General features: G+C 33.3%; 20 protein-coding genes. 13 read left to right on the top strand and 7 right to left on the bottom strand.

Translation table 11 applies throughout. The features are described 5' to 3' along the window. The first annotated feature begins 26 nt into the window (after positions 1-26). From LJY17_RS08685 to LJY17_RS08635, 11 genes are all read left to right on the top strand, one after another. Positions 27-944, top strand: a complete 918-nt coding sequence (locus tag LJY17_RS08685; RefSeq protein WP_264543446.1) for a PorP/SprF family type IX secretion system membrane protein — start codon at positions 27-29, stop codon at positions 942-944. 11 nt (positions 945-955) lie between these two features. Further along, complete coding sequence (locus LJY17_RS08680) at positions 956-2,893, top strand: OmpA family protein (protein ID WP_264543445.1); 1,938 nt, start codon at positions 956-958, stop codon at positions 2,891-2,893. Positions 2,894-3,059: 166 nt separating this feature from the next. Continuing rightward, positions 3,060-5,036, top strand: coding sequence for a peptidylprolyl isomerase (locus tag LJY17_RS08675; protein WP_264543444.1), 1,977 nt, complete (start codon positions 3,060-3,062; stop codon positions 5,034-5,036). A gap of 20 nt (positions 5,037-5,056) precedes the next feature. Beyond that, complete coding sequence (locus tag LJY17_RS08670; protein ID WP_264543443.1) at positions 5,057-6,415, top strand: peptidylprolyl isomerase; 1,359 nt, start codon at positions 5,057-5,059, stop codon at positions 6,413-6,415. Between the two features lie 77 nt (positions 6,416-6,492). Continuing rightward, positions 6,493-7,446, top strand: a complete 954-nt coding sequence (locus tag LJY17_RS08665; RefSeq protein WP_264543442.1) for an AAA family ATPase — start codon at positions 6,493-6,495, stop codon at positions 7,444-7,446. 10 nt (positions 7,447-7,456) lie between these two features. After that, positions 7,457-8,731 carry a YCF48-related protein gene (locus LJY17_RS08660; protein WP_264543441.1) on the top strand — a complete coding sequence of 425 codons (1,275 nt, stop codon included), beginning with the start codon at positions 7,457-7,459 and terminating at the stop codon, positions 8,729-8,731. A 307-nt stretch (positions 8,732-9,038) separates the two neighbouring features. Further along, positions 9,039-11,810 carry a bifunctional aconitate hydratase 2/2-methylisocitrate dehydratase gene (locus LJY17_RS08655; protein WP_264543440.1) on the top strand — a complete coding sequence of 924 codons (2,772 nt, stop codon included), beginning with the start codon at positions 9,039-9,041 and terminating at the stop codon, positions 11,808-11,810. 238 nt (positions 11,811-12,048) lie between these two features. After that, entirely contained in the window at positions 12,049-13,644 is a 1,596-nt protein-coding gene (locus LJY17_RS08650; RefSeq protein WP_264543439.1) for an RNA-directed DNA polymerase, read from the top strand. Beyond that, positions 13,626-14,330, top strand: coding sequence for a hypothetical protein (locus LJY17_RS08645; RefSeq protein ID WP_264543438.1), 705 nt, complete (start codon positions 13,626-13,628; stop codon positions 14,328-14,330). The genes LJY17_RS08650 and LJY17_RS08645 overlap by 19 nt, the downstream gene beginning before the upstream one ends. A 138-nt stretch (positions 14,331-14,468) precedes the next feature. Beyond that, a complete protein-coding gene (locus LJY17_RS08640) occupies positions 14,469-15,002 on the top strand; it encodes a hypothetical protein (RefSeq protein ID WP_264543437.1) in 534 nt (177 codons plus the stop codon). A 121-nt stretch (positions 15,003-15,123) separates the two neighbouring features. Continuing rightward, entirely contained in the window at positions 15,124-17,388 is a 2,265-nt protein-coding gene (locus tag LJY17_RS08635) for an aconitate hydratase (RefSeq protein WP_264543436.1), read from the top strand. Positions 17,389-17,443: 55 nt separating this feature from the next. On the opposite strand, the gene LJY17_RS08630 is transcribed toward LJY17_RS08635, so the two are convergent. Then, the gene (locus LJY17_RS08630; protein WP_264543435.1) at positions 17,444-18,325 is read right to left on the bottom strand and encodes a TolB family protein; all 882 of its coding nucleotides are present in this window, start codon (positions 18,323-18,325) and stop codon (positions 17,444-17,446) included. Between the two features lie 288 nt (positions 18,326-18,613). Here LJY17_RS08630 and LJY17_RS08625 point away from each other — a divergent pair, with 288 nt between their 5' ends. Beyond that, positions 18,614-19,933, top strand: coding sequence for a peptidoglycan endopeptidase (locus LJY17_RS08625; protein ID WP_264543434.1), 1,320 nt, complete (start codon positions 18,614-18,616; stop codon positions 19,931-19,933). On the opposite strand, the gene LJY17_RS08620 is transcribed toward LJY17_RS08625, so the two are convergent. The 6 genes from LJY17_RS08620 to LJY17_RS08595 form a co-directional block, all read right to left on the bottom strand. Further along, the gene (locus tag LJY17_RS08620) at positions 19,930-20,145 is read right to left on the bottom strand and encodes a hypothetical protein (RefSeq protein ID WP_264543433.1); all 216 of its coding nucleotides are present in this window, start codon (positions 20,143-20,145) and stop codon (positions 19,930-19,932) included. The genes LJY17_RS08625 and LJY17_RS08620 overlap by 4 nt on opposite strands. A gap of 36 nt (positions 20,146-20,181) precedes the next feature. Then, positions 20,182-20,703: a GNAT family N-acetyltransferase gene (locus LJY17_RS08615; protein ID WP_264543432.1), complete on the bottom strand. Its 522-nt coding sequence runs from the start codon at positions 20,701-20,703 to the stop codon at positions 20,182-20,184. A gap of 7 nt (positions 20,704-20,710) precedes the next feature. Continuing rightward, the gene (locus LJY17_RS08610; protein WP_264543431.1) at positions 20,711-21,070 is read right to left on the bottom strand and encodes an iron chaperone; all 360 of its coding nucleotides are present in this window, start codon (positions 21,068-21,070) and stop codon (positions 20,711-20,713) included. A gap of 54 nt (positions 21,071-21,124) precedes the next feature. Next, positions 21,125-21,457 carry a YegP family protein gene (locus LJY17_RS08605; protein ID WP_264543430.1) on the bottom strand — a complete coding sequence of 111 codons (333 nt, stop codon included), beginning with the start codon at positions 21,455-21,457 and terminating at the stop codon, positions 21,125-21,127. A 115-nt stretch (positions 21,458-21,572) separates the two neighbouring features. Continuing rightward, positions 21,573-23,024: a glyceraldehyde-3-phosphate dehydrogenase gene (locus LJY17_RS08600; RefSeq protein WP_264543429.1), complete on the bottom strand. Its 1,452-nt coding sequence runs from the start codon at positions 23,022-23,024 to the stop codon at positions 21,573-21,575. 138 nt (positions 23,025-23,162) lie between these two features. After that, positions 23,163-24,554, bottom strand: a complete 1,392-nt coding sequence (locus LJY17_RS08595) for a S1C family serine protease (protein WP_264543428.1) — start codon at positions 24,552-24,554, stop codon at positions 23,163-23,165. A gap of 272 nt (positions 24,555-24,826) precedes the next feature. Between LJY17_RS08595 and dapF the strand changes: the two genes are divergently transcribed. Next, a complete protein-coding gene (gene dapF, locus LJY17_RS08590) occupies positions 24,827-25,609 on the top strand; it encodes a diaminopimelate epimerase (RefSeq protein WP_264543427.1) in 783 nt (260 codons plus the stop codon). Positions 25,610-25,614: the final 5 nt, after the last annotated feature.

Here is a 25,614-nt window from a genome sequence, read left to right as displayed (position 1 = left end):
ATTTCAAGAATTTAAAAAAAATGATTATGAAATTAAGATTAATTATATTAGGATTATTACTGAGTAGTTTTTTTGTTAGTGCACAACAAGAAGCTCAGTATACGCAGTATATGTATAATACTGCAAACATTAATCCTGCTTATGCTGGTTCAAGAGGTTCTTTAAGCGCTTTAATAATGCATAGAACACAATGGGTTGGATTGGAAGGTGCTCCAGTAACTAATGTTGCAACTATAAGTTCACCTTTAGGGATTTCACAAAGATTTGGATTAGGTGTGAGTTTTGTAAATGATAAATTAGGGCCATCTGACAATAATGTTATTTCTGTTGATTTAAGCTATTATGTTCCTACATCTGAAAATTTCAAATTAGCTTTTGGTGTTAAGGGAACGGCTGATATGTTTAATGTCGATTTTAATAAAGTTAAATTGTTTAACCCAAATGATAACTTAAATAGAGAAAATATTGATAATAGATTCTCTGCTAATGTTGGAGCTGGTTTATATTGGTATTCTGATAAGACTTATCTAGGAGTTTCAGTGCCATATATTTTGGAGAATAATTATTATGACAATGATATTCAATATGTTGCTAGTGAAAAAATGCATTTTCATGTGTTGGCAGGTCATGTTTTTAACTTAAGTAAAGAACTTAAATTTAAACCTTCAGTTTTAACTAAAGTGGTTCAGGGCTCTCCTTTACAAGTGGATTTATCAGCTAACTTTCTATTCTTCGATAAACTTACACTTGGAGCAGCATATCGATGGAGCGCAGCAGTAAGTGCAATGGCAGGTTTTCAATTATCAGATTCTTGGTTGATTGGCTATTCTTATGATAAAGAGACAACAAGATTAGGGAACTTTAATTCAGGATCTCATGAAATTTTTCTTAGATATGAATTATTTAGAAAATTTGATAAAGTAGTTTCTCCAAGATTCTTTTAAAAAAATATTGTATGAAAAAAATCTATATAATATGCGCTTTGGTATTTGGATTGCAAATTCAGGCTCAACAAATAAAAATTATAAAAGGAGATATTCAGTTTAAGGATTTGGCTTACATTGATGCGACTGAAACTTATTTGAAAGTTGCTAAAAAAGGATATAAATCTGTGGAGCTGTTTCAGAAATTGGGAGATTCCTACTACTTTAATGCAAATTTGAAAGAAGCTAATAAATGGTATGAAGAGCTATTTGCATTGAATCAACCTGTACAAGGTGAATATTATTACCGTTATTCACAGACTTTGAAAGCCACAGAAGATTATAAAAAAGCTGATGAGTTTTTAGATAAATTTTATAAATTATCTACAAACGACATACGTGCTAATTTATACAATAAACAAAGAGATTATAAAAAAGCAATCGATAAAAATTCTGGACGTTATGAGGTAAAAAGCACAAGTGTGAATACTCGTAAGTCAGATTACGGGACCGCTTTCTTTGGAGATAAAGTTGTATTTTCGACTTCTAGAGATACTACAGGTTTCTCACGTGTTCAAACCAGATGGACAAATCAGTCATTTACTAATTTTTATGTATCGAAAAAAACTGAAGAAAGCGATTTGATAAATCCTGAACGTTTCTCAAAAACAATCAATTCTAAATTTCATGAAGATACTCCAGTTTTTACAAAAGATTTAAAAACGGTTTACTTTACTCGTAATAATTATACTGAAGGGAAAATTGGAAGAGATGATAAGCAGATAATAAATTTAAAACTTTATAAAGCCGTTCTGAATACTGATGGAAAATGGGAGAATGTTATCGAATTACCTTTCAATAGTAATTCATATAGTGTTGCCCATCCTGCTCTAAGTCCTGACGAAAAAACATTGTATTTTGCTTCTAATATGCCAGGTACTAACGGTCAATCAGATATTTTTAAAGTAGCAATTTTAGGAGACAATAAATATGGTACACCTGTGAAACTTTCAAACGATATTAATACAGAAGCTAGAGAGACATTTCCGTTTGTTACGCAAGATAATGAATTGTATTTTTCTTCAGATGGTCATCAAGGATTGGGAGGACTAGATGTTTTTGTAACTAAAATTAATCCAGATGGATCTATTGGTAAAATCATCAATCTAGGGACGCCTATTAATGGACCAATGGATGATTTTGCTTTTATAATTGATAATTCCACTCGTAAAGGTTATTTTTCTTCAAATAGGACTGGAGGAAAAGGACTAGACGATATTTATAGTTTTACAGAAAAGGAACCTTTGGTTTTTGATTGTAAAAGCGAATTGACAGGAATTGTTACCGACAAAGAAAATGGAGCAATTTTAGCAGGATCAGATGTTTCTTTGTTTGATGATAAATTCAATTTACTTTCTAAAGTTACTACTGATGAAAAAGCGGCTTATCAATTTGAAGTTAAATGTGGGCAAAAATATTACATAAGAGTTGAAAGACCAGATTATGAAACAAAAGAAACAAATCTTACAATTCCTGAATCTGCAGGTAAAGAAGATCTTCCAATTGCAATAAGTAAAAATCTTAAAGAAATTAAACCAGGAACTGATTTAGCAAAAACATTTAATATCAAAATAATTTATTTCGATTTAGATAAATCAAATATTCGACCTGATGCTCAAGTAGATTTAGCAAAAATTGCAGAAGTAATGAATCAATTTCCAACCCTGAAAGTTGATGTTAGATCACATACTGATAGCCGTCAAACAGCATCATATAATGAAAAGTTATCTAATGCAAGAGCTAAATCAACAATTGATTGGTTAGTTAAAAATGGAATAGCTAAAGAAAGATTAACAGGGAAAGGATATGGTGAAAGTCAGTTGATTAATCATTGTGAAGATGGAGTAAACTGTTCTGAAGATGAACATCAAATGAATCGTAGAAGTGAATTTATTATTCTAGAAATGTAAATCAATTTTTAATAAAATTTTAAAGGCATCAATAAAATGATGCCTTTTTCGTTTGACTAAAATATTGTTAATAGATTGTAATTTACTTGTATAATGTAACCGAATTGTTATTTTTGTTCGTTATTTAAAAAATCAAACCAAAACCACTGTAAATAATTTCAAAAGAATGAAAATTAATAAGTTGATTTTAGGGGCTGCCATGTTAATTAATGTAATGGCTTTTGCGCAGCAAACAAAAAAAGAAGTTCTTTTTTCTATAGACGATACACCTTATTATACTGATGAATTTTCAAGAGTATATAATAAGAACATTGATTTAGTTAAAGACGAATCACAAAAGGACTTAGATAAATACTTGGATTTATTTATTGGATATAAATTAAAGATTAATAAGGCAAACAAATTAGGTTTACAACACAATTCGAAATATATAAGCGAGCTTAATTCATACCGCACACAACTTTCAAAAAACTACACTTCAGATACGAAAGTTACTAAAGCACTTATTGATGAAGGATATGCACGATTATTGAAAGAAGTAAGAGCTTCACATATTTTAATTACAGTAGATGAGAATGCTGCTCCAGCAGATACTTTAAAAGCTTATAATCAAGCGTTGGATGTTAGAAAAAAAATTATTGCTGGTGAGAACTTTGAAGAAGCAGCACAAAAATACTCTCAAGATCCATCTGCAAAGGAAAATAAAGGTGATTTAGGATATTTTACAGCATTTAGAATGGTATATCCTTTTGAATCAGCTGCATACAAAACTAAAGTGGGCGAAGTTTCAATGCCTGTAAGAACCAAGTTTGGTTTTCACTTAATAAAAGTTAATGATATTCGTGATAATAAAGGTGAGGTAACAGTTGCTCACATTATGATTTTAAAACCTACAGTTACAACAGATAGTCCTTCTGAAATTGAAAAACCAAAGAAAACAATTGACGAAATCTATGCTAAATTAAAACAAGGTGAAAACTTTGAAGCTTTAGCAAATCAATTTTCTCAAGACAAAAATTCAGCGCCAAGAGGTGGTGTACTTCCTAGATTTGCGGCTGGACAATTAAGCTCTGAAGAATTTGAAAAAATTTCTTTTGATTTGTCAAATATTGGAGATTATTCTCAGCCATTCGAAAGTCAATTTGGTTGGCATATTGTTAAGTTAATTGAAAAGCATCCAATAAAAAGTCAGTCTGAAATGGAGCGTGAGTTAGATACTAAAATCCGTAAAGACGATCGTTCTAGATTAATAACAAATTCACTTACTGAGAAATTACGTAAGAAGTATAAAATTGTAACAGATGCTAAGACTTTGGCTAAAGTGAAGGGTATTGTGAATAATACTTATTATGAAGAAAAATGGGCTTTGCCAACAAACTTAAAAGATTTTAATATTGAATTGCTTAAAATTGAAAATAAATCAATAAAAGCAGAACCATTTTTGAGAGAGCTTGAGACACAACAAAAAAACAAGTATCAAATCAAACCAATTGGAAAATTAGTTGATCAATTATATACAAAATTTGTTGATAGTCAATTGAATCTATACTATAACGAAAATTTAGAAAATGAGTTTCCAGATTTTGCTAACGTGGTTGAAGAATATAGAGATGGTTTGTTATTGTTTGATTTAATGGAAAAAGAAATTTGGAACAAGGCAAAACAAGACACAATTGGACTTAAAAACTATTATGATGCTAATAAAGAAAAGTATCAATGGAAGAAAAGAGGTGATGTTTTAGTTGCTTCTTCAGCTAAAGAAGATGTTGTAAAACAAGCTCGTAAAATGATCAAGAGTGGTGTTGCTTCCGAAGCAATAAAAGAGAAACTTAATAAAAATGGTGTTGTTGACATCATGATTAAGCAAGAGTTTTTTGAAGAAGGAAGTGAAAATTTTCCTAAAGGTCTAGAATTGAAAGAAGGTTTGTCTGATGTGTATAAAGATAAAGATCATTATTTTGTAAATAAAGTACTTAAAGTCTTACCTGCGGGATATAAAACATTAGATGAAACCAGAGGCAAGGTAATCAATGATTATCAACAGTTTTTAGAGGATAATTGGGTTTCAGAACTTAAAAAAGAGTTCAAAATTTCAGTTAATCAAGATGTTTTTGCAAGATTAAAAACAGAAATGAAAAAATAAGAGAGAAATAAATAATTAGAATGGAGATTTTAAAAAGTAAAATAAGCGTAATCATTGCGGTTTTAATAACTTCTTTTTTTGGGCATGCCCAAGACAAAAAAGTTAAAGTTGATGGTGTTATAGGAGTTGTTGGTGATTATGTGATTTTAGATTCAGATATAGATAAAACATATTTAGAATTAAAAACTCAAGGTGTTGATACCAAGGAAATTTCGAGATGCAAAATGTTTGAAAAACTTTTAGATGAAAAGTTGTTTGCACATCAAGCTATTCAAGATAGTATTGTAGTAACAGATGCCGAAGTAAATTCAAAACTTGAAGAACAAGTAAGTTACATGGTTGAGCAGCTTGGTTCAATGGAAAAGGTGGTTGAATACTTTAAAAAAACTAGCGAGCAGGACTTTAGAACAGAACTTTTTGAAATTATCAAAACCAATAAATTAACTGCTGAAATGCAGAAAAAAGTAGTTGATCAGGTTACAATTACTCCAGAAGAAGTTCGTGATTTCTTTAAGAAGATTCCTAAAGAAGATTTACCAGTTTTTGGTGCTGAAATGGAATTGGCTCAGATTGTTGTAAAACCACAAGTGTCTAAGGAAGCTGAACAAAAAGTAATTGATCAATTAAAAGGATTTAAGAAGGATGTCTTAGAGAATGGAGCAAGTTTCTTTAGTAAGGCTGTATTGTATTCTGAGGATCCTGGATCTCGTTCAAGTGGAGGTTTCTATAAAATGAACCGAAAAACTCAATTTGTGAAAGAGTTTAAAGATGTAGCTTTTAGTTTGCAGGAAGGTGAGATTTCAGAGCCTTTTAAAACAGAATTTGGTTATCATATTATTTATTTAGAAAAAATTCGCGGACAAGAAGTTGATTTAAGACATATCTTGATTTCTCCAAAAGTTTCGGAAGAAGCTATGAAGGCGGCTAAAGAAAAAATCGAATTAATCAGAAAAAGAATTGTAGACAAAGAAATTACGTTTGAAGAAGCTGCGCGTACAATGTCTGATCAAAAAGAAACTAAAAACGATGGAGGGGTTTTAACAAATCCTAAAACGCAAGATAAACGTTTCGAATTAACAAAAATGGATCCAAGTTTGTACAGTTTGGTTGCAAATTTGAAAGATGGTGAGGTTTCATATCCAACTGTAGATGAAGAGCCAACAGGGAAATTCTACAAAATTATGACTGTTAAAAATAAATTTGAAGAACATACTGCAGACTACTCTAAAGATTATACTCGCTTAAAAGAGTTTGCATTGAAAGAAAAGCAGTTAAAGGAAATTGCTAAATGGACTACCGAAAAAATCAAAGAAACTCACATTAAAATTAATGGAGAATATCGTGATTGTGAGTTTTCTAATAATTGGTTGAAGAAATAATTATTTTATTAATTCAGAGAAAAGAGTTAGTTTTATCAAAGATAAGCTAACTCTTTTTAATTTAAATATATTCCAAGATGTCTGATGTTGCTGCTATTCAAAATTTAGTTCAAAAACAAAAAGAGCTTAAAAAGGAAATTTCAAAAATTATTGTTGGTCAGGAAGAAGTTGTCAATCAAATTGTATTGAGTATTTTCTCTGGCGGACATGCTTTATTAGTTGGTGTGCCTGGATTAGCAAAGACGCTAATGGTGAATACTATTTCTCAGGCTTTGGGCTTGGATTTTAAACGTATTCAGTTCACACCAGATTTGATGCCTTCGGATATTTTAGGTAGTGAAATACTAGATGAAAACAGAACGTTTAAATTCATCAAGGGGCCGATATTTTCAAATATTATCCTTGCGGATGAGATTAATAGAACACCGCCTAAAACACAAGCGGCTTTATTAGAAGCGATGCAGGAGAAGGCAGTAACAATTGCAGGGCATCATTACAAGTTAGAATTACCATTTTTTGTTTTGGCAACACAGAATCCAATAGAGCAGGAAGGAACCTATCCTTTACCAGAAGCACAGTTGGACCGTTTTATGTTTGCCATTAAATTAGATTATCCATCATTTGCAGAAGAAGTACAAGTGGTAAAAAGTACTACTACAGATTCTTCGGTTAAGGTAAATCCATTGTTTACAGCTCAGGAAATCATCGATTTTCAACATCTAATTCGCAGAATTCCGGTTGCTGATAATGTTATAGAATATGCAGTAACCTTAGTCTCAAAAACAAGGCCCAATAATCCTTTAGCTACCGATTTTGTTAAAAACTATCTTGATTGGGGAGCAGGTCCAAGAGCCTCACAGAATTTAATTTTAGCAGCAAAAACACATGCAGCACTTAATGGAAAATTTTCTCCGGATATAGAAGATGTGCAAGCGGTTGCAACAGGAATTTTACGTCATAGAATTATCAAGAATTACAAAGCTGACGCCGAAGGAATTTCGGAAGAAAACATAATTAATAGACTATTTTAGTTACCCGTTTATGAAATCTGTTTTAAAGTCATTATTTTTATTATTATCCTTTACTGCTTTTTCACAATCGCAGTGGCATCCATTATCATCGGCTTATTTAAATACAAATGGCAGTAGATTTGATGATGTCTTTTTTCTTAATGATAATTTAGGGTGGGCAGCAAACGGATCAACCGCAGCGGTTTACAAAACAACAGATGGTGGATTAACTTGGACGCCGCAATTGTCCGAAGCAACCTTAGGCATTAATACCTATTTTAGAAATATTGAGTTTTTAAACGCGAATATTGGTTTTGTTGGAACACTAACTAATAATAAGTTTTATAAAACTGTCGATGGAGGTACAACATGGGCAGAAGTGACTAATATAGGAACAGCGCCTCGTGCAGTTTGTGGTTTAGACTGTGTTGGAACTTCTACAGTTTATGGCTGCGGATCTTATATGAATGTGCCACCATTTATTATAAAATCTACAGATTCTGGCGCAACATGGCAATACATTAATATGTCTGCTTATGCAACAGGACTAGTTGAGATAATGTTTTTAGATGAAAATAACGGTTTTGTTTCTGGGAGAAATAACGCTGGCGGAATTATCTTAAAAACTACCGATGGAGGTGTTACATGGACTCAAATATTCAATAGCGGTTTGGCTGGTGAATATGTTTGGAAATTGCAAACGCTTCAAGGGAATACCAATGTAATGTTTGGATCGATCGAATCAGTGGCGCCTAATCTTGGGAAATTAATAAAATCAACAGATGCTGGAGTTACATGGGTGAGTAAAGATGCTCCTGAAACAGACATTCAAGCAGTAGGCTTTATCACCGAAAACCACGGTTGGATGGGAGGTCATAATACTGGTTTTTTTGAAACGTTTGATGCAGGAACTACTTGGACAGATATGGGTATTGGTGGTAGCTTGAACAGAATTTTTATCATAAACCAAGACTTGGCCTATGCTTCTGGCTCGACTATATATAAGTTTGATAGTACTTTAAGTACTAATCAGGTTCAAGATATTCCTGTGCCGCCTTTATCGGTTAAAATTCATCCAAACCCTATAAATGATAAGCTAAATATCACGGTTGATTTTAAAGATGCCGATCATCTTATTATCGAACTTTATGATAACCTAGGAAGAAGATTGTGTGAGTTGAAACAGTTAGATATAGATTTTCCTCAGAAAAAATCATTTGAATTCGATTTTAACTTCCCTAAAGGGGTCTACTATGTTAATTTTCATTCAAATACCTCGCGTCAATCTGTTAAAATTGTTAAATAAATTTTATCCTTTTTTCTAATTTCATCGAGGCAAACAACTACACTGAATTGCTAATATTTCAATTTTAAATCACGAATTTTTACAATTCAATAATATATTTTTTAATTTTTACGAATTATTAAATAATATGTTAAAAAGAATTATTTTGTTGAAATATTTTCATCAAAATAGAATGTTTATAAATAATATTCTTTTGAATTTAATGAAATGCTAAATATTTTTTAATTTAAATCGTATTGGTTAAATTTGCCTAAAATTTTAAAACAAACAAAAAAACAATAACCCAGTTAATTCTAAAAACATTCAAATGAGTATTTATAGCGATTATATTAAAGAAATCGAAGAGCGTAAAGGTCAAGGTTTACACCCAAAACCAATTGATGGCGCTGAATTAGTAAGCGAAATTATTGCTCAAATTAAAGATGTAAACAATCCAAATAGAGAAGATTCTCTTAAGTTTTTTATCTACAATACATTGCCTGGAACAACTCCGGCTGCAGGTGCTAAAGCTAAATTTTTAAAAGAAATTATTTTAGGAGAAGCAACAGTTGCAGAAATTACTCCAGCCTTTGCATTCGAATTATTATCACACATGAAAGGTGGTCCTTCAATCGAAGTATTGTTGGATGTAGCTTTAGGAAACGATGAAGTAATTGCTAAGCAAGCTGCTGATGTGTTAAAAACACAAGTTTTCTTATACGATGCTGATATGGATCGTTTAAAAGTGGCTTTTGAAAAAGGAAATGCAATTGCAAAAGAGATTTTAGAAAGCTACGCTAAAGCAGAATTCTTTACAAAACTTCCAGAAGTTGCAGAAGAAATCAAAGTAGTAACGTTCATCGCTGGTGAAGGAGATATTTCTACAGATTTATTATCACCAGGTAACCAAGCGCACTCGCGTTCTGACCGTGAATTACACGGAAAGTGTATGATTACGCCTGAAGCGCAAGAGGAAATCAAAGCATTACAAGCACAACATCCAGACAAATCAGTAATGTTAATTGCTGAAAAAGGTACTATGGGTGTAGGTTCTTCTCGTATGTCGGGAGTGAATAACGTAGCGCTTTGGACAGGAAAACAAGCAAGTCCTTATGTCCCTTTCGTAAACTTTGCTCCAATCGTGGGTGGTACAAACGGAATTTCTCCAATTTTCTTAACTACGGTTGACGTAACTGGTGGTATTGGTATCGACCTTAAAAACTGGGTAAAGAAAACGGATGCTAACGGAGAGGTAGTTCGTGATGAAAACGGTGAGCCTGTTTTAGAGCAAAAGTATTCAGTAGCTACAGGTACTGTTTTAACAATCAATACAAAATCAAAAAAATTATACAATGGTGATCAGGAGTTAATCGATATCTCAAGATCATTCACTCCACAAAAAATGGAATTTATCAAAGCGGGTGGTTCTTACGCTATCGTTTTTGGTAAAAAATTACAAACGTTTGCAGCTAAAACTTTAGGAATTGATGCACCTCTAGTGTATGCACCTTCAAAAGAGGTTTCAATTGCAGGACAAGGTTTAACAGCTGTTGAAAAAATCTTCAACAGAAATTCTGTAGGAACAATTTCTAAAGAAGCATTACACGCAGGTTCTGACGTTCGTGTTACTGTAAACATTGTAGGTTCTCAGGATACTACGGGTTTAATGACGGCTCAGGAGTTAGAATCGATGGCAGCTACGGTGATTTCGCCAATCGTTGACGGTGCGTACCAATCAGGATGTCACACGGCTTCGGTTTGGGATAAAAAAGCACAGGCTAATATCCCGAAATTGATGAAATTTATGAACGATTTCGGATTGATCACGGCTCGTGACCCGAAAGGTGTTTACCACTCAATGACTGACGTTATTCACAAAGTATTGAACGATATTACGGTAGATGATAGAGCAATCATCATTGGGGGTGACTCACACACACGTATGTCAAAAGGAGTAGCGTTTGGTGCCGACTCAGGAACTGTAGCGTTAGCGTTAGCAACGGGTGAAGCTTCTATGCCAATTCCAGAATCGGTTAAAGTAACTTTCAAAGGGGAAATGAAATCATACATGGACTTCCGTGATGTGGTGCATGCTACGCAAGCGCAAATGTTACACCAATTTGGAGGAGAAAATGTATTCCAAGGTAGAATTATCGAAGTTCACATTGGTACATTAACTGCGGATCAAGCGTTTACTTTTACAGACTGGACGGCTGAAATGAAAGCCAAAGCGTCTATCTGTATTTCAGAAGATGAAACCTTAATCGAATCATTGGAAATTGCGAAAGGCAGAATCCAAATCATGATCGATAAAGGAATGGATAATACTAAAAAAGTATTACAAGGATTAATTGACAAAGCCAACAAACGTATTGCTGAAATCCGTTCAGGTGAAGAGCCTGCTTTACGTCCAGATGCCAACGCAAAATACTATGCTGAAGTAGTAGTTGATTTGGATGTAATTGCTGAACCTATGATTGCCGATCCGGATGTAAACAATGCTGATGTTTCAAAACGTTATACACACGATACCATCCGTCCGTTGTCTTTCTACGGAGGGACTAAAAAAGTAGATTTAGGATTTATCGGTTCGTGTATGGTGCACAAAGGCGATATGAAAATCTTGGCACAAATGCTTAAGAACGTGGAAGCGCAAAAAGGAGAAGTTAAATTTAACGCTCCATTGGTAGTGGCTCCTCCAACCTACAACATCGTTGATGAGTTGAAAGCTGAAGGTGACTGGGAAGTATTACAAAAATACTCTGGTTTCGAATTTAACGATGATGCGCCAAAAGGTGCTGCACGTACCGAATACGAAAACATGTTATACTTAGAGCGTCCTGGATGTAACCTTTGTATGGGTAACCAGGAAAAAGCTGCTAAAGGAGATACAGTGATGGCAACATCAACCCGTTTGTTCCAAGGTCGTGTAGTAGAAGATTCTGCTGAGAAAAAAGGAGAATCATTGCTTTCTTCAACTCCGGTTGTAGTTTTATCAACAATTTTGGGTAGAACGCCATCAATTGAAGAATATACTGAAGCAGTAGAAGGTATCAACTTAACGAAGTTTGCGCCTTCACATAAGTTATTAGTAAAATAATAGTTTAGTACATGAATAATGAAAACCCGAGTGAAAGCTCGGGTTTTTTGTTTGGGCTATTATGAATGGCAAACATATTTTATTGAAGAATGTTCTAAAGTTTGGATTTGAAATTTATTTAATGGTTAAAAATGTATTAGATTTGAGTATGTAATGAATGGGTTTATGTTTCCTCAGATGAGATTGATAGAATGAAATAAAGAAATTTTAAACAGAAAAACATAATAAAAAACAAACTATGGACTATTATAAACTTGCAATTGATAATATATCGAAATTTGGTGATACGGATATATTTCCTTTTCCGATTGAAAATGCCTTATTTTATGATAAGCCAGATGAGGTAAAAAAAATATTAGAAAAGATTTCTAGTGATTTTGATAATTGGAGTGTAAATTATCCAATTGAATCAATAAATAGTTGTATTCCTGTGGGAATTACGGGGTTTAGATGGGCTGCGATAATTGATCCTATTTGGAATGCTTATTTACTTTATGAGGTCCTGAAGATCTCAAAGGATATAGAATCTAAACGAATAAATCTAAATAAGAATAGTGTTTTTTCATATAGAATAAAGTTAAAGCAATCAACAGGGAAGCTGTTTGATAATGAATATACTTGGAGAAAATTTTATGAAACTGCAAGAACAAAGGCAAGTAATGCTTCATATGTAATAAAGTTTGATATCTCTGATTTTTATACTCGCATCTACCACCATAGACTTGAAAATGCATTGTTGAGATCAACAACTAATACAACTTCAGTTAAAAGGATAATGAATATTTTAACAGGTATTTCCAAAAATGCATCTTACGGTTTGCCAGTTGGAGGAAATGCTGCTAGAATACTAGCTGAAGCACTTTTAAATTCTTTTGATCAAATCATTAATAGTAAAAAAATTGATTTTTGTAGATATGTTGATGATTACATAATTTTTGCTGATTCAAAAGAAGATGCTTTCAAAAAATTGAATTGGTGTGCAGAATTTTTATTAAGAAATGAAGGTTTAACTCTTCAGAAAAACAAAACTCAAATATTAACTAGTACTGAGTTTATTTCACAGTCAACGGTAATTTTAGAAGGCGAAGATGATGATGAAGGTAAAGAGAGAGCGTCTTTTATGAGAATAAATATTAAATATGATCCCTATTCCACAACTGCAGAAGAAGATTATAAAGAATTGAAGAAAAAATTATCTGATTTTGATATTGTTCCATTAATAAAGACAGAGATTAGAAAAAGCCGCATTCATCATGCATTTGGGAAGCAACTTCTGAATGCTGTCAATATTCTTGAAGAAGAACCTTTAAATTTGGCTTTTAAGACTATTGCATCAAACTTAGATGCATTCTACCCAGTTTATCCATCTGTTATGCAATTAGCAAACAAAAAGTTGCTTGAATGTGATGATGAAACCGTTTCGTTTTTTTTAAACACTCTTTCTGGATTAGTTTTTTCAAATTCATATATAATTCAAACTGATAATAATGCTTCGTATACTGCGAGAGTACTATCTTTAAAAAATACAGAAACAAGTATACAAGCTATTGATCAGATAGCAAGTAACTCTCGTTCGACATTGGTGAAAATGAATTGTATGTATGCAATGACAAATTTGTATAATTCATTTTGGCTTTCGGATCTTAAATCCCAATTTTCAACATTGACTTCCTGGGAAAGAAGAGCATTTATTGCCTCAAGTTACTTCATGAATGAAGAAGGAACTTTTTGGAGGCAAAAAATAGAGTCACAATTTTCAGAATTTGAAAGTTTATTAAAAAGCTGGGTAGGGAATAAAAATCCTTCAGCAACAAAATGGAAATTACCCTTATGATTTCAGAAAAAACATTTGCAAGAGGTTATTCCTCTTTTTGGACTCAAAATACTCCTTGGTTAACCGATTATGTGAGTTTTCTAAATAAAGGGAGTATTGAAAGAATGTTTAAACCGATGGTTTCATTAGATGAGACAAAATATCGTTCAATTAATAATTCTGCAGCATTTATTGATTTTAAGCAAAAAAGAATTGGAGAAGAATTAGAGCTGTCAAAAATAATTGAAATTACATCAGATAACTTAAAACATTTACCTAGAAATGGTTTAGAAACTTACATTCTCGATGAAGTAAATAATTCTACAATCAAAGAACAATCAAAAAGATTAATCTCAACATATTCAGGAAAAAAATTGATTTTTGAACCACAGTTTGGAGGGTGTGGGATAATAGCAAATTGTCAAGGGGATTTACTTTATGAAAATGTACTCTGTGAAATTAAAGCAGGCGAAAGAAATATACAATCTTCCGATATCAAACAATTATTAGTTTATTGTGCTCTAAATTGGTTATCGGATGAAAAAATTGAAATTGAAAAAATTGAAATTTTCAATCCAAGACAGGGTATTTATTGGAATTCAACTTTAATAAATTTAATGGAAAACATTTCAACGTTACCTATGGAAGATTTCTTCGAAGAAATAGGTCATTTTTTATATATCACATCTGAAGAGTTTGAATTATAATAACTCTTTTGCTGGCGCGAGCATCTTGCTCGTGCTTTGTATTTATAAATTTACACTACTCATAACCCCGCTCCGCAAAGTCTCCTGACTTTGAGTAACAAATCACTTCAAAGTGATACTTGCTTAAGTTAACTTAATATGAAGATGGAACCTCAAAAATCACTTAAAGATTTCAATTATCATTTTAGAGGTAATTTGAATACAGCTACAGTTACATATGGCATTGTGTTTATAATACCCATATTTTTAGTACTACTTATAATCTCGATGAGTTTGTCATCAATAATTGCAAAATTGATAGGTGTTGCGGTTGTGTTAAGTTTATTGATATATTTCTTTATAAAGTTTGACAGTGAAAGCGACTTGATTTTGTTTTGTGATGATGAAATGGTTCATTTTAAAAAGAAAGTTATGGGTAGGATGTCCTATTCAGAACTTCAAGAAATAGAAATTGTAAAAAGGAGAAAAAGATTGACACAAGTTGATTTTAGAATAAAAGAGAATAAATTCTCAGTTAGCATAGAAACAAAGAGTTTTTCAAACTTTACCTATGAACAATTCGCCGAATTTTTATTAAAGCAAAATCATAGTATTGTAGTTATTGAAGATGATAATTATAAAAAATTTAGATATACTTTAGAAAAAGGTGAAATTAATAAAACCTCAATTTGAATTTTATAAATCATAATAACTAAACTCGAGCATACAACTCAGTCCTTTTTTGTCAAAGCTGCTTAATTTTTTTGTAACTTGTAGGGTTAAAACAAATAACAAACAATAAATAAGTAGTATTATGGCATTTGATATTGAAATGATTGAAAAAGTGTACGCTACTATGGCTTCGCGTGTGGATAAAGCACGTGAGCTGGTGGGTCGTCCGCTTACATTATCAGAAAAGATTTTATATTCTCACCTATGGGAAGGAACCCCTTCTCAAGCGTTTACCAGAGGTAGAGATTATGTCGATTTTGCGCCAGACCGTGTTGCGTGTCAGGATGCAACCGCACAAATGGCTTTACTCCAATTTATGCATGCGGGTAAAAGCAAAGTCGCTGTGCCTACCACCGTACATTGCGATCACTTGATTCAGGCAAAAAACGGCGCAGCAGAGGATTTGGCATTTGCCAACAAACAATCCAAAGAAGTGTTTGATTTCTTGTCATCGGTGTCGAATAAATACGGCATCGGGTTCTGGAAACCGGGATCGGGGATTATTCATCAAATTGTATTGGAAAATTATGCTTTCCCTGGAGGAATGATGATTGGTACCGATTCGCACACGGTAAATGCCGGTGGTTTGGGTATGCTTGCCATTGGTGTGGGTGGTGCCGATGCGGTGGATGTCATGTCGGGCATGTCATGGGAATTGAAATTTCCTAAATTAATCGGTGTGAAGTTAACCGGAAAACTAAACGGTTGGACAGCACCAAAAGACGTAATTTTAAAAGTAGCCGATATTCTTACCGTAAAAGGAGGAACAGGCGCTATTGTAGAATATTTTGGCGAAGGAGCCGAATCGATGTCGTGTACCGGAAAAGGAACCATCTGTAATATGGGGGCCGAAATTGGTGCGACCACATCAACCTTTGGTTATGATGATTCGATGCGAAGATATTTAGCAGCAACTGGTCGTCAGGATGTGGTCAATGCTGCCGATAAAGTAGCGTCGTACTTAACCGCCGATGCGGAGGTATATGCGAATCCGGCACAGTATTTCGACCAATTAATCGAAATCAATTTATCAGAATTAGAGCCGCACATTAATGGGCCATTCACTCCGGATAGAGGAACTCCGGTTTCTAAAATGAAAGCGGAAGCCGAAGCGAATGGTTGGCCTATCAAAGTAGAGTGGGGATTAATCGGTTCGTGTACCAATTCGTCGTATGAAGATATGTCGAGAGCCGCTTCCATTGTGGAGCAGGCAGTCGCACACGGAATCACTCCAAAAGCGGAATTTGGTATCAACCCAGGTTCGGAACAAATCCGTTACACCATCGAGAGAGACGGAATCATCGCGACTTTCGAAAAAATGGGAACCAAAGTATTTACCAATGCTTGCGGACCATGTATTGGGCAATGGGATAGAGCAGGAGCAGACAAGCAAGAGAAAAATACAATTATTCACTCCTTTAATAGAAATTTCTCTAAAAGAGCAGACGGGAACCCAAATACACACGCCTTTGTAACTTCGCCAGAAATGGTAGCGGCTATTGCAATTTCGGGTCGTTTGGATTTCAACCCAATTACCGATACATTATTGAATGATAACGGGGAGCCAGTAAAATTGAATCCGCCTCATGGGGATGAATTACCAACCAAAGGTTTCGAAGTAGAAGATGATGGCTTCCAAGCGCCAGCAGCCGATGGTTCTTCAGTAGAAGTGGTTGTTTCGCCAACTTCGGATAGATTACAATTATTGGCGCCTTTTGAAGCGTGGGACGGTAAAAATATCACGGGTGCGAAGTTGTTAATCAAAGCATTTGGAAAATGTACCACCGACCATATTTCGATGGCGGGCCCGTGGTTGCGATACCGTGGACATTTGGATAATATTTCCAATAATATGTTGATTGGTGCTGAAAATGCGTTCAACCATAAAGCGAATTCGGTTAAAAATCAATTGACTGGAATTTACGATGAGGTCCCAAAAGTGCAAAGAGCCTACAAAGCGGCTGGAATTCCATCCATTGTGGTGGGTGACCAAAACTATGGTGAAGGTTCTTCACGCGAACATGCGGCTATGGAACCACGCTTCTTAGGGGTAAAAGCGGTATTGGTAAAATCATTTGCTCGTATCCATGAAACCAATCTGAAAAAGCAAGGAATGTTGGCCTTAACGTTTGCTAACGAAGCCGATTATGATAAAATCAAGGAAGATGATACGATCAACTTCTTAGATTTAACCGAATTTGCGCCTGGTAAACCTTTAACCTTAGAATTTGTTCATGCAGATGGATCAAAAGATATTATTTTGGCCAATCACACCTATAATGAAAGTCAGATTGGCTGGTTTGTGGCAGGTTCAGCGTTAAACTTGATTGCGGCAGGTAAAGCGTAATAAATTATAATAGTAAACAAAAACTCCTGCCAAAAGCAGGAGTTTTTTATTTTGATTATTTTTTGGATTGATACTTCTTAACATCAAAATCAACGGAATAAAAATCTTCAGACATCAATCCATTTTCCATTTTCTTCTGACGAGCAAAGTATAGTTTTTTCTCTTTTTGGTGTACAAAAGGACAAAATTCAGCTAGTTCTGAATTAATTGGTTTTCCTAAATTAATGGGTTCGCTCCATTTTCCTTTGTTATTAAAGCTGATATACAAATCGATTTCGCCATGACCTTTTGGATTGCTCGAGAAATAAATAATATAATCTTCGTTAGGCGAAATATAAGGATTCGATTCTCTTTCTTCGGTATTGATGGGACTACCTAAATTCTCTGGCTTTTGATATTCTCCTTTCACCAATCTAGAAACCCAAAGGTCTGAATTGCCTTTTTGGGTTTCATTATCTTTCATAAAGTAAATGGTACCACTTTTGGTCATAGAAGCAAATGATTCCGAGGCATCAGTGTTGATGGTGTTTCCTAAGTGATACGGTTCGCTCCAGCCATTTTTTACTTTTTTAACCGCCCAAATGTCAAAACCTTTGCGTTGAGGGTGATTTTCTACGCTTCTGGTGGATTGAAATAGGACTGTTTTTCCATCGGGACTAAAAACAGGATCAATGTCTTTCCAACTTCCATTCGGACTAGAAAAAGACGCTACCACTGGTTTCATCCATTTTCCGTTTCTTTTGTGAGATTCCATAATGATTAAAGTATCTCTTTTCCCTTTTGATTTTACCCAAAGTGCCGTTTGTGAATCGGGTGAAATAGTTAAGCCAAAAACACCTCCGTCTGAGATTATATATTCTTCAAATTTTTGAGGTTCTTTTTGTGCGTGTGCATAAGTAAATGATAAAAAGCTCAATGCTAGTAACAATTTTTTCATAGGAATGACCGTTTGTTTCTTGATTAAATCAAATATATACAGAATGAAATGTAATTTTTTGGTAATTAACAAATTGTTATGCTTTCTTAAAATGTAAATTGTTTAATGTTTTGATTGTTAATTTTTTGCTGTTTTATTTGTTCTGTTTTTTAGAAATAAAATCTTACTTTTAAAAGCGTGAAATTCTTAAAAATGTTAAAACTTTACAAGCAAAACGTTTAAAATGCCTATCTTGTGAACCGTTAAAAATTTAGCAGTTTTTTCTTACTGTGATAAAATTTAATACTTATGAAGCTCCAAAAACTTTTAACCTTATTTCTTTTTGTAATTACTAATGTGGTTTTCTCTCAAGAAAATATCAAACATTCTGTTTCAAAAGGAGAATCTGTTTATAGTATTGCTCAAAAATACAATGTAAAACCAGCTGAAATTTTAGCATTAAATCCAAAAGCTAAAAAAACACTTCAGTTGAACATGGTTTTACAAATTCCATCAAAAAATAAAGTCGAAGAAAAAAAGTCTGAAACAGTAGAACATGAAGTCGCTGCAAAAGAAACATTGTACGGACTTTCAAAAAAATACAATACTTCTATTGATAAAATAAAAGAAGCCAATCCAATTATAGAAACTGAAGGTTTGAAAATTGGTTTAAAATTAATTATTCCAATAGGAGAGAGTAAAGTTGACGCTGTTGCTAGTAAAAAGGAAGAAAAACCAATCCAAAAAGAAGAGGTTAAAAAGATAGAAAAAGCTTCAATTGTTCAGAAAGAAGAAGTTAAAGAAGTATCAATTTCTGGCGAACAAATAGTTCACGAAGTACAACCTAAAGAAACTAAATACGGTATTTCTAAAAAGTATGGAGTTTCAATTGCTGAATTGGAATCTTTAAATCCTGAAATTAAAAACGGACTTGCAGTTGGAGTTAAGTTATTGGTTAAGAAAGGCAGTCAAAATGAAAATGTTATTTTAGAAAATAAAAAAGAAACTAAAGTTGCTGTTGTTGGAAAATCTGAAGAAAAACCAATTGCAGAGAAAAAAGTTGAAAAGAAAGAAGATAAAAAATCTGGAAGTCAATTTAAAGTAATAGGTAGAGTTGAATCAGATAAAAACGATGAGGTTGCAGATGTGAAACCTCAAATTGAAGAGTCAGATGAGGAAGTAGATGAAACAACTCAAACTCAAACGGAAGTTGTAGAAGTGGAGCCGCTTACTCCAGAAAATATGACTAAAGCTGAATTTCTTATTTCTAAAGCATCTGAAAATTTAGGAGCAAGATACAGAAGTGGAGCTACAGGTAATGGAGGTTTTGATTGTTCTGGATTAATGTTTTCGACTTTTAAAAACATAGAAATGACTTTGCCACGTTCTTCTCGTGATATGGCTGCAAATGCTGGAGTTAGAATTGATAGAAGTCAAGCACAAAAAGGAGATCTTATTTTCTTCGCAACTCGTGGAAGAGGTGTTAGTCATGTTGGTATGATTACTGAAGTAGCAGAAGATGAAATTAAATTTATTCATTCTTCTACTAGTGCTGGTGTTATTATTTCTTCAGTAAAAGAGCCTTACTATGCAAGACGTTTTGTTCAAATTAACCGAGTTTTAAATTAATGAACCTCGCTAACTGGTACTTTACAGTTTTCTGAAATCCAAGTTGCGTCAAATTCATTTATTTCTTTTCGTTCCCCTTTGTATATGTAATATTCATTAGGAAGTTTCGAATCACCTACTGTTGGCATCTTATTGATTATTTTTTCTTCAGGACAATCTTTGATTAAGTTTTTGTTTTCACATTGTGATGTAACTACTGCTAGTAGAATCATGGTATGACATTTTAAGAGCATAGCTTTTTAGTTTAATTATTTCCAATCTTTTTTGTTTATACAGTATTCAAAGTTTAGTTTTTCGGGTTCACCATGATAGGCAACTTCAATTTCTCGGACTTTGGTAGCGCCTAATCGTTCAATGGCTTTTTGAGAACGAATATTATTTTCACCAATGTGGAAGTAAATCGTGTCAACAAATTGGAATGCATAATCCATCATAAGTTTTTTTACTTTGGGATTATAGGAGGATCCCCAATAATTTCTTCCATAAAAAGTATAGCCAATTAATACAGAATTATTATTTGTGTCTAAATCATAGAATCGAGTACTTCCTATTGTTTCTCCTGAAGCAATATCAACTATTTTAAAAGCACCTTTTGATTGCATAGCGCCATCAAAAAAGTTTTGAAATACTTCTCTTTTATATCGGTCTTTATTTGGGTGCTGTTCCCAAACTAATGGATCGCTGGCAACTTTATATAATTCTTCAAAATCTGTTTTTTGCAAAGGATATAAAACAACAGAGTCGTCTTTTAATGTTGGTTGTAAATTCATTTATAATTTATTTGGAAACCTCTTGAATTCTAAATTCAACAATTTTTTGAATTAAATCGTAGGGTATGGGTTGAGAAAGCGGAAATTGAATAGATCCTTTTCCTGTTTTGTAATTTTTAAGTTCTTCTTGAAATGCTTTGTTGCCAGAAGGTAAAGCATAAAAACCTATATGATTTTTAAAAGCGGCAAAATAAACCAGTACTTTTTTCAGTTTAAACGCTGGCATATTATAGCTGATACATTCAGTAGCTTGTGGAGCAGCCTTTTTTATTAAGTTTCTGATAGTTGACAAAATTGAAGCTGTCTCTTCAGAAAAATCAGAGATGTATTCGTCAACACTTTGATATTTTTTACTGTAATTGAGCATTTGGTGTAAAAAAAATCCGTTTCTAAGTGAAACGGATTTTAAGATTTTATTTTTTTAAACAGTTTCGTCTTCTACAGATGCATTAGGAGCATTTTCACCTACAGAACTAACTCCGTTGTCTCTTCCTTGCTCGCTTTCATACATTTGACTTGAACCAATGATTTGTCCGTTTCCAGCTTTTAAATTGAAATAAAATTTACCATTAGCGGCAACTTTTTTGTCAAAGTTTGATTCATCTTGTGAATTTTTTCTAACAGATTCGATTCCATTTTCACATCCTGCCTTTGCTGAATATCCTTCGCTAGTCAAAATTACTTGACCGTTACCTGCCTTTAAATTGAATTGAAACTCACCATTGGCTCTTTTAGAAATTACAAATTTTCCCATAATAATTTATATTGCGTTTAATTTGTAAGAAAGATAGTAAATATTGTGATAAATAAAAAAAATCCGCCTCAAAAAAATGAAACGGATTTTGAAATATTAAATTAAATCTAACCTATTAATAATAAGTATAACGTCTAACTTTAGCAATATATTTTGCTAAACGAATAACTTGATGACTGTATCCGTACTCGTTATCGTACCAAACATATAATACAACATTTTTACCGTCGTTAGAAACTAGAGTTGCATTACTGTCATAAATTGATGGTTGTGCAGTTCCTACAATATCAGAAGATACTAATTCATTGTTTAATGAGTATCTAATTTGTTCTACTAGAGCACCTTCTAAAGCATATTTTTTCATGATGTTGTTTAAATCAGCAACTGAAGTTTCTTTTCCTACTTCAAGATTTAAAACAACTAATGAACCATTAGGAACAGGAACACGAATAGCGTTTGAAGTCAATTTACCCGCAAGACTTGGTAATGCTTTTGCCACTGCACTTCCAGCACCAGTTTCAGTAATTACCATGTTTAAAGCAGCTGAACGACCACGGCGGTATTTTTTGTGCATGTTATCAACCAAGTTTTGGTCGTTTGTATAAGCATGGATCGTTTCGATGTGTCCTTTTACAACGCCTAGAGTATCTTCAATAACTTTTAAAACAGGAGTAATTGCATTAGTTGTACATGAAGCCGCAGACCAAATTTTAACTTCATCTGGATTGTAATCTTCATGGTTTACTCCGTAAACGATATTCGGAACACCTTTACCAGGAGCAGTTAATAATACTTTTTCAACTCCTTTTGAAGTTAAATGTCTTGCTAAAGCCTCTTCTGTAGTGAAAGCTCCAGTGTTGTCGATTACTAATGCATCGTTGATTCCGTATTTCGTATAATCAATTTCTTCTGGAGAATTTGCTGTAATGATATGTACAGTTGCACCATTGATGATTAAAGCATTGTTTTCTGGATCTGCTTGAACTGAACCTTCAAAATCACCGTGTACCGAATCATAACGTAATAATGAAGCTCTTTTTTCTAATAAAACTGCATCATTTTTATCACGAGTTACAATTGCACGTAAGCGTAATTGTTGCCCTTTTCCAATTTTAGAAGACATTTCACGAGCTAATAAACGACCAATACGTCCAAAACCATATAGAACTACATCTTTAGGCTTAATTTCAGAAGTTTCTTTAGCGTTTCTTAATTTATCAACAACAAATGCCATTGCATCGTTGTATTTGTTATCTTCCAAATGATATTCGTATGTCAATTTTCCAATATCAAGTCTTGAAGGTGGTAAGTCCAATTTGTTGATAGCTCGAGCAATTTCAACTGAATCAAAAACGTTGATTGGCTTTTGAACGAATTCTCCAGCATATTCGTGTAAGTTTATAATTTCACTTACGTTTCTGTCTATTAATTGATTTCTAAAAAGAACTAATTCGATTGACTTATCGTACCATAAATCGCTTATGATTTTGATAAATTCAACAGCAGCTCTTCTTCTGTCAGCTTGGAAAGCTATTTCTTTTTCGTAAACAGTTGTGTTGTTGCTCATTGGTATAAAAGAGTTTATGTTTTTTATTGGCGCAAAAGTATCAATTTCAAACGTTTTCGTAAAATTATTTATGATATTTTTTTAATAAAAAAAGCCAATCAAAATCTGATTGGCTTTTACTTGTTTCGCGTGATTTTCTTATAGTAAGAAACGTAGTATTTGACCGCTATTTGTTAGTAATTCTATTTGTGAGCGTTGATTTTCTCCTTTTTTAGAAAGCACTCTTGTTATAGTTTCTATATCAGTTGCTTTAACATTGTCAACACTCAAAATTATTCCGCCTTTCAATTGATCAGCATATCCTACTAATTCATCATTAGTAATATCTTTAATTTTTACTCCATAGTTTACTCTAAAGTTTTTCTTGTCGGCGGCATCAATATCTTCTAATTCTAAACCTTTCAAGTCATAGTTGATTAGTTCTTTTTTAGTTAGTTTAACAGTGGTACTCATTAATTTTCCATCTCTTAAAAATCCAACTTTTACATCATCATTTGGTCTTTTAGTATTAATGTATGAAGTCAAGTCGGCAAAAGTGATAATACTTTTATCGTCAATTTTATTGATAATATCGCCTTTTTTAAGACCCGCTTTTTCGGCACCAGTATTTTTAGATACTTTGCTAATTAAAACGCCTGTTGTTTCTTTTACTCCAAATTCTTTGGCTGTAGCGCTATTTAATTCGCCACCTTCAATTCCTAAAACACCACGTTGCACATTGCCATATTCCATTAAGTCTTCGACAATTTTGCGTGTAAGATTAGATGGTACAGCAAATGAATAACCTGTGTAACTTCCAGTAGGGGATGAAATCATCGTGTTAATACCTACTAATTCTCCACGAGTGTTTACCAATGCTCCACCACTGTTTCCAGGGTTTACAGCAGCATCTGTCTGAATAAAAGATTGGATTCCTTGATTACTTAAATCACGTGCTTTCGCAGAAACTATACCAGCAGTCACTGTCGATGTTAAGTTATAAGGATTACCTACTGCCAAAACCCATTCTCCTACTTTTATGTTGTCTGAATTACCAAAGGTTGCGTAAGGTAATTTAGTATCTGCATCCACCTTTAGTAAGGCAATGTCCATTTTGCTGTCTGTGCCTACAAGTTTTGCTTTGTATGTTTTGTTGTTGTTCAAAGTGACTTCCAGTTCGGTAGCATCTTTAACCACATGGTTATTGGTTACTATGTAACCGTCTTCACTAATGATAACTCCTGAGCCAGTTCCTACCTGTGTTTGTTGTCTACCTTCTCCTTGATAACCATAAAAAAACTCCATTAAAGGATTGCTGGGAATATTATAAACGGTTTTGTTTTTAACGTGAACTACAGTATGTATTGCATTATCAGCGGCGGTTGTAAAGTCAACCCCTTCGGCTCCTAAACTAACATTTCTTGCAAAGTTTTCATTTGCTATTGATAATTTTGATGAAGCAGAATTATTGTCAAAAAATAATTTGTAAGCCCCTAAAGTAGTGGCTCCGCTCAATAAAGAAACCAAAAATAAACTTCCAAATTTTTTCATAGTATTATGTTTTATGATTTTAAATGTTTAACGTAAAAATAAAAATTTCGTATATACATAAAAACGAGTTTAACGCTCTTTAACAGTCTTTAACTTCTTATTAATATTTGTACATTTGTTATGTTGTTTAGAGGAGCATTACATTTATGTTCCAGTTCAGCATTTGTCCTGCTGTTCGCTATATCTTTTTGTTGGTCATTGAGCGGAGGCGAAATGACCAACAAAAAGGATGTCACTACCATCAGGGCTATTTAACGACATTACATTTCACTATGCAATTTACATTTTACAAATATCAAGGAACGGGAAATGACTTTGTCATGGTTGATAACCGTTCACTTACTTTTCCCAAAAATGATACCAAACTAATTGAAAAACTTTGTGATCGCCGTTTCGGTATTGGTGCCGATGGTCTTATTTTGTTAGAAAATGACGAATCGACAGATTTTAAAATGGTTTACTATAATTCTGACGGAAACGAAAGTTCTATGTGTGGAAATGGTGGACGATGTTTAGTTGCATTTGCTAAAAAATTGAATGTGATTTCTGATTCTGCAACTTTTATTGCTGTTGACGGTTTGCATCATGCAACTATTGATGAAAATGACATTGTGTCATTGCAAATGAAAGATGTAGATGAAGTGCAACAACACGAAAATCATATTTTCTTGAATACAGGTTCTCCGCATCATGTTGAACTAGTAGAAGATTTACATATTTTTGATGTTCGTAATGAAGGATCAAAAATTAGATATAGTAATTTGTATGGTCAAGCTGGAAGTAATGTTAACTTTGTTACTCAAACCGATGAAAATAAATTTTGGTTGCGTACTTATGAAAGAGGTGTAGAGGATGAAACTCTTTCTTGTGGTACTGGGGCAACAGCTGTAGCGATAGCAATGAAATATATGGGAAAAACAAACAGTTCAGTAATTCAGTTGAGAGTTGAAGGCGGAGAACTGGAAGTCTCATTTGTTGAAAAGAATGGATTTTTTACTCAGGTTTTTTTAAAAGGACCTGCAAAGTTTGTTTACGAAGGACAAATCACTTTATAAATTCG

This window comes from Flavobacterium hankyongi (assembly GCF_036840915.1).
Classification (GTDB): domain Bacteria; phylum Bacteroidota; class Bacteroidia; order Flavobacteriales; family Flavobacteriaceae; genus Flavobacterium; species Flavobacterium hankyongi.
Note: the sequence above shows the minus strand (reverse complement) of the source record. Positions and strands in the feature narration are given on the sequence as shown.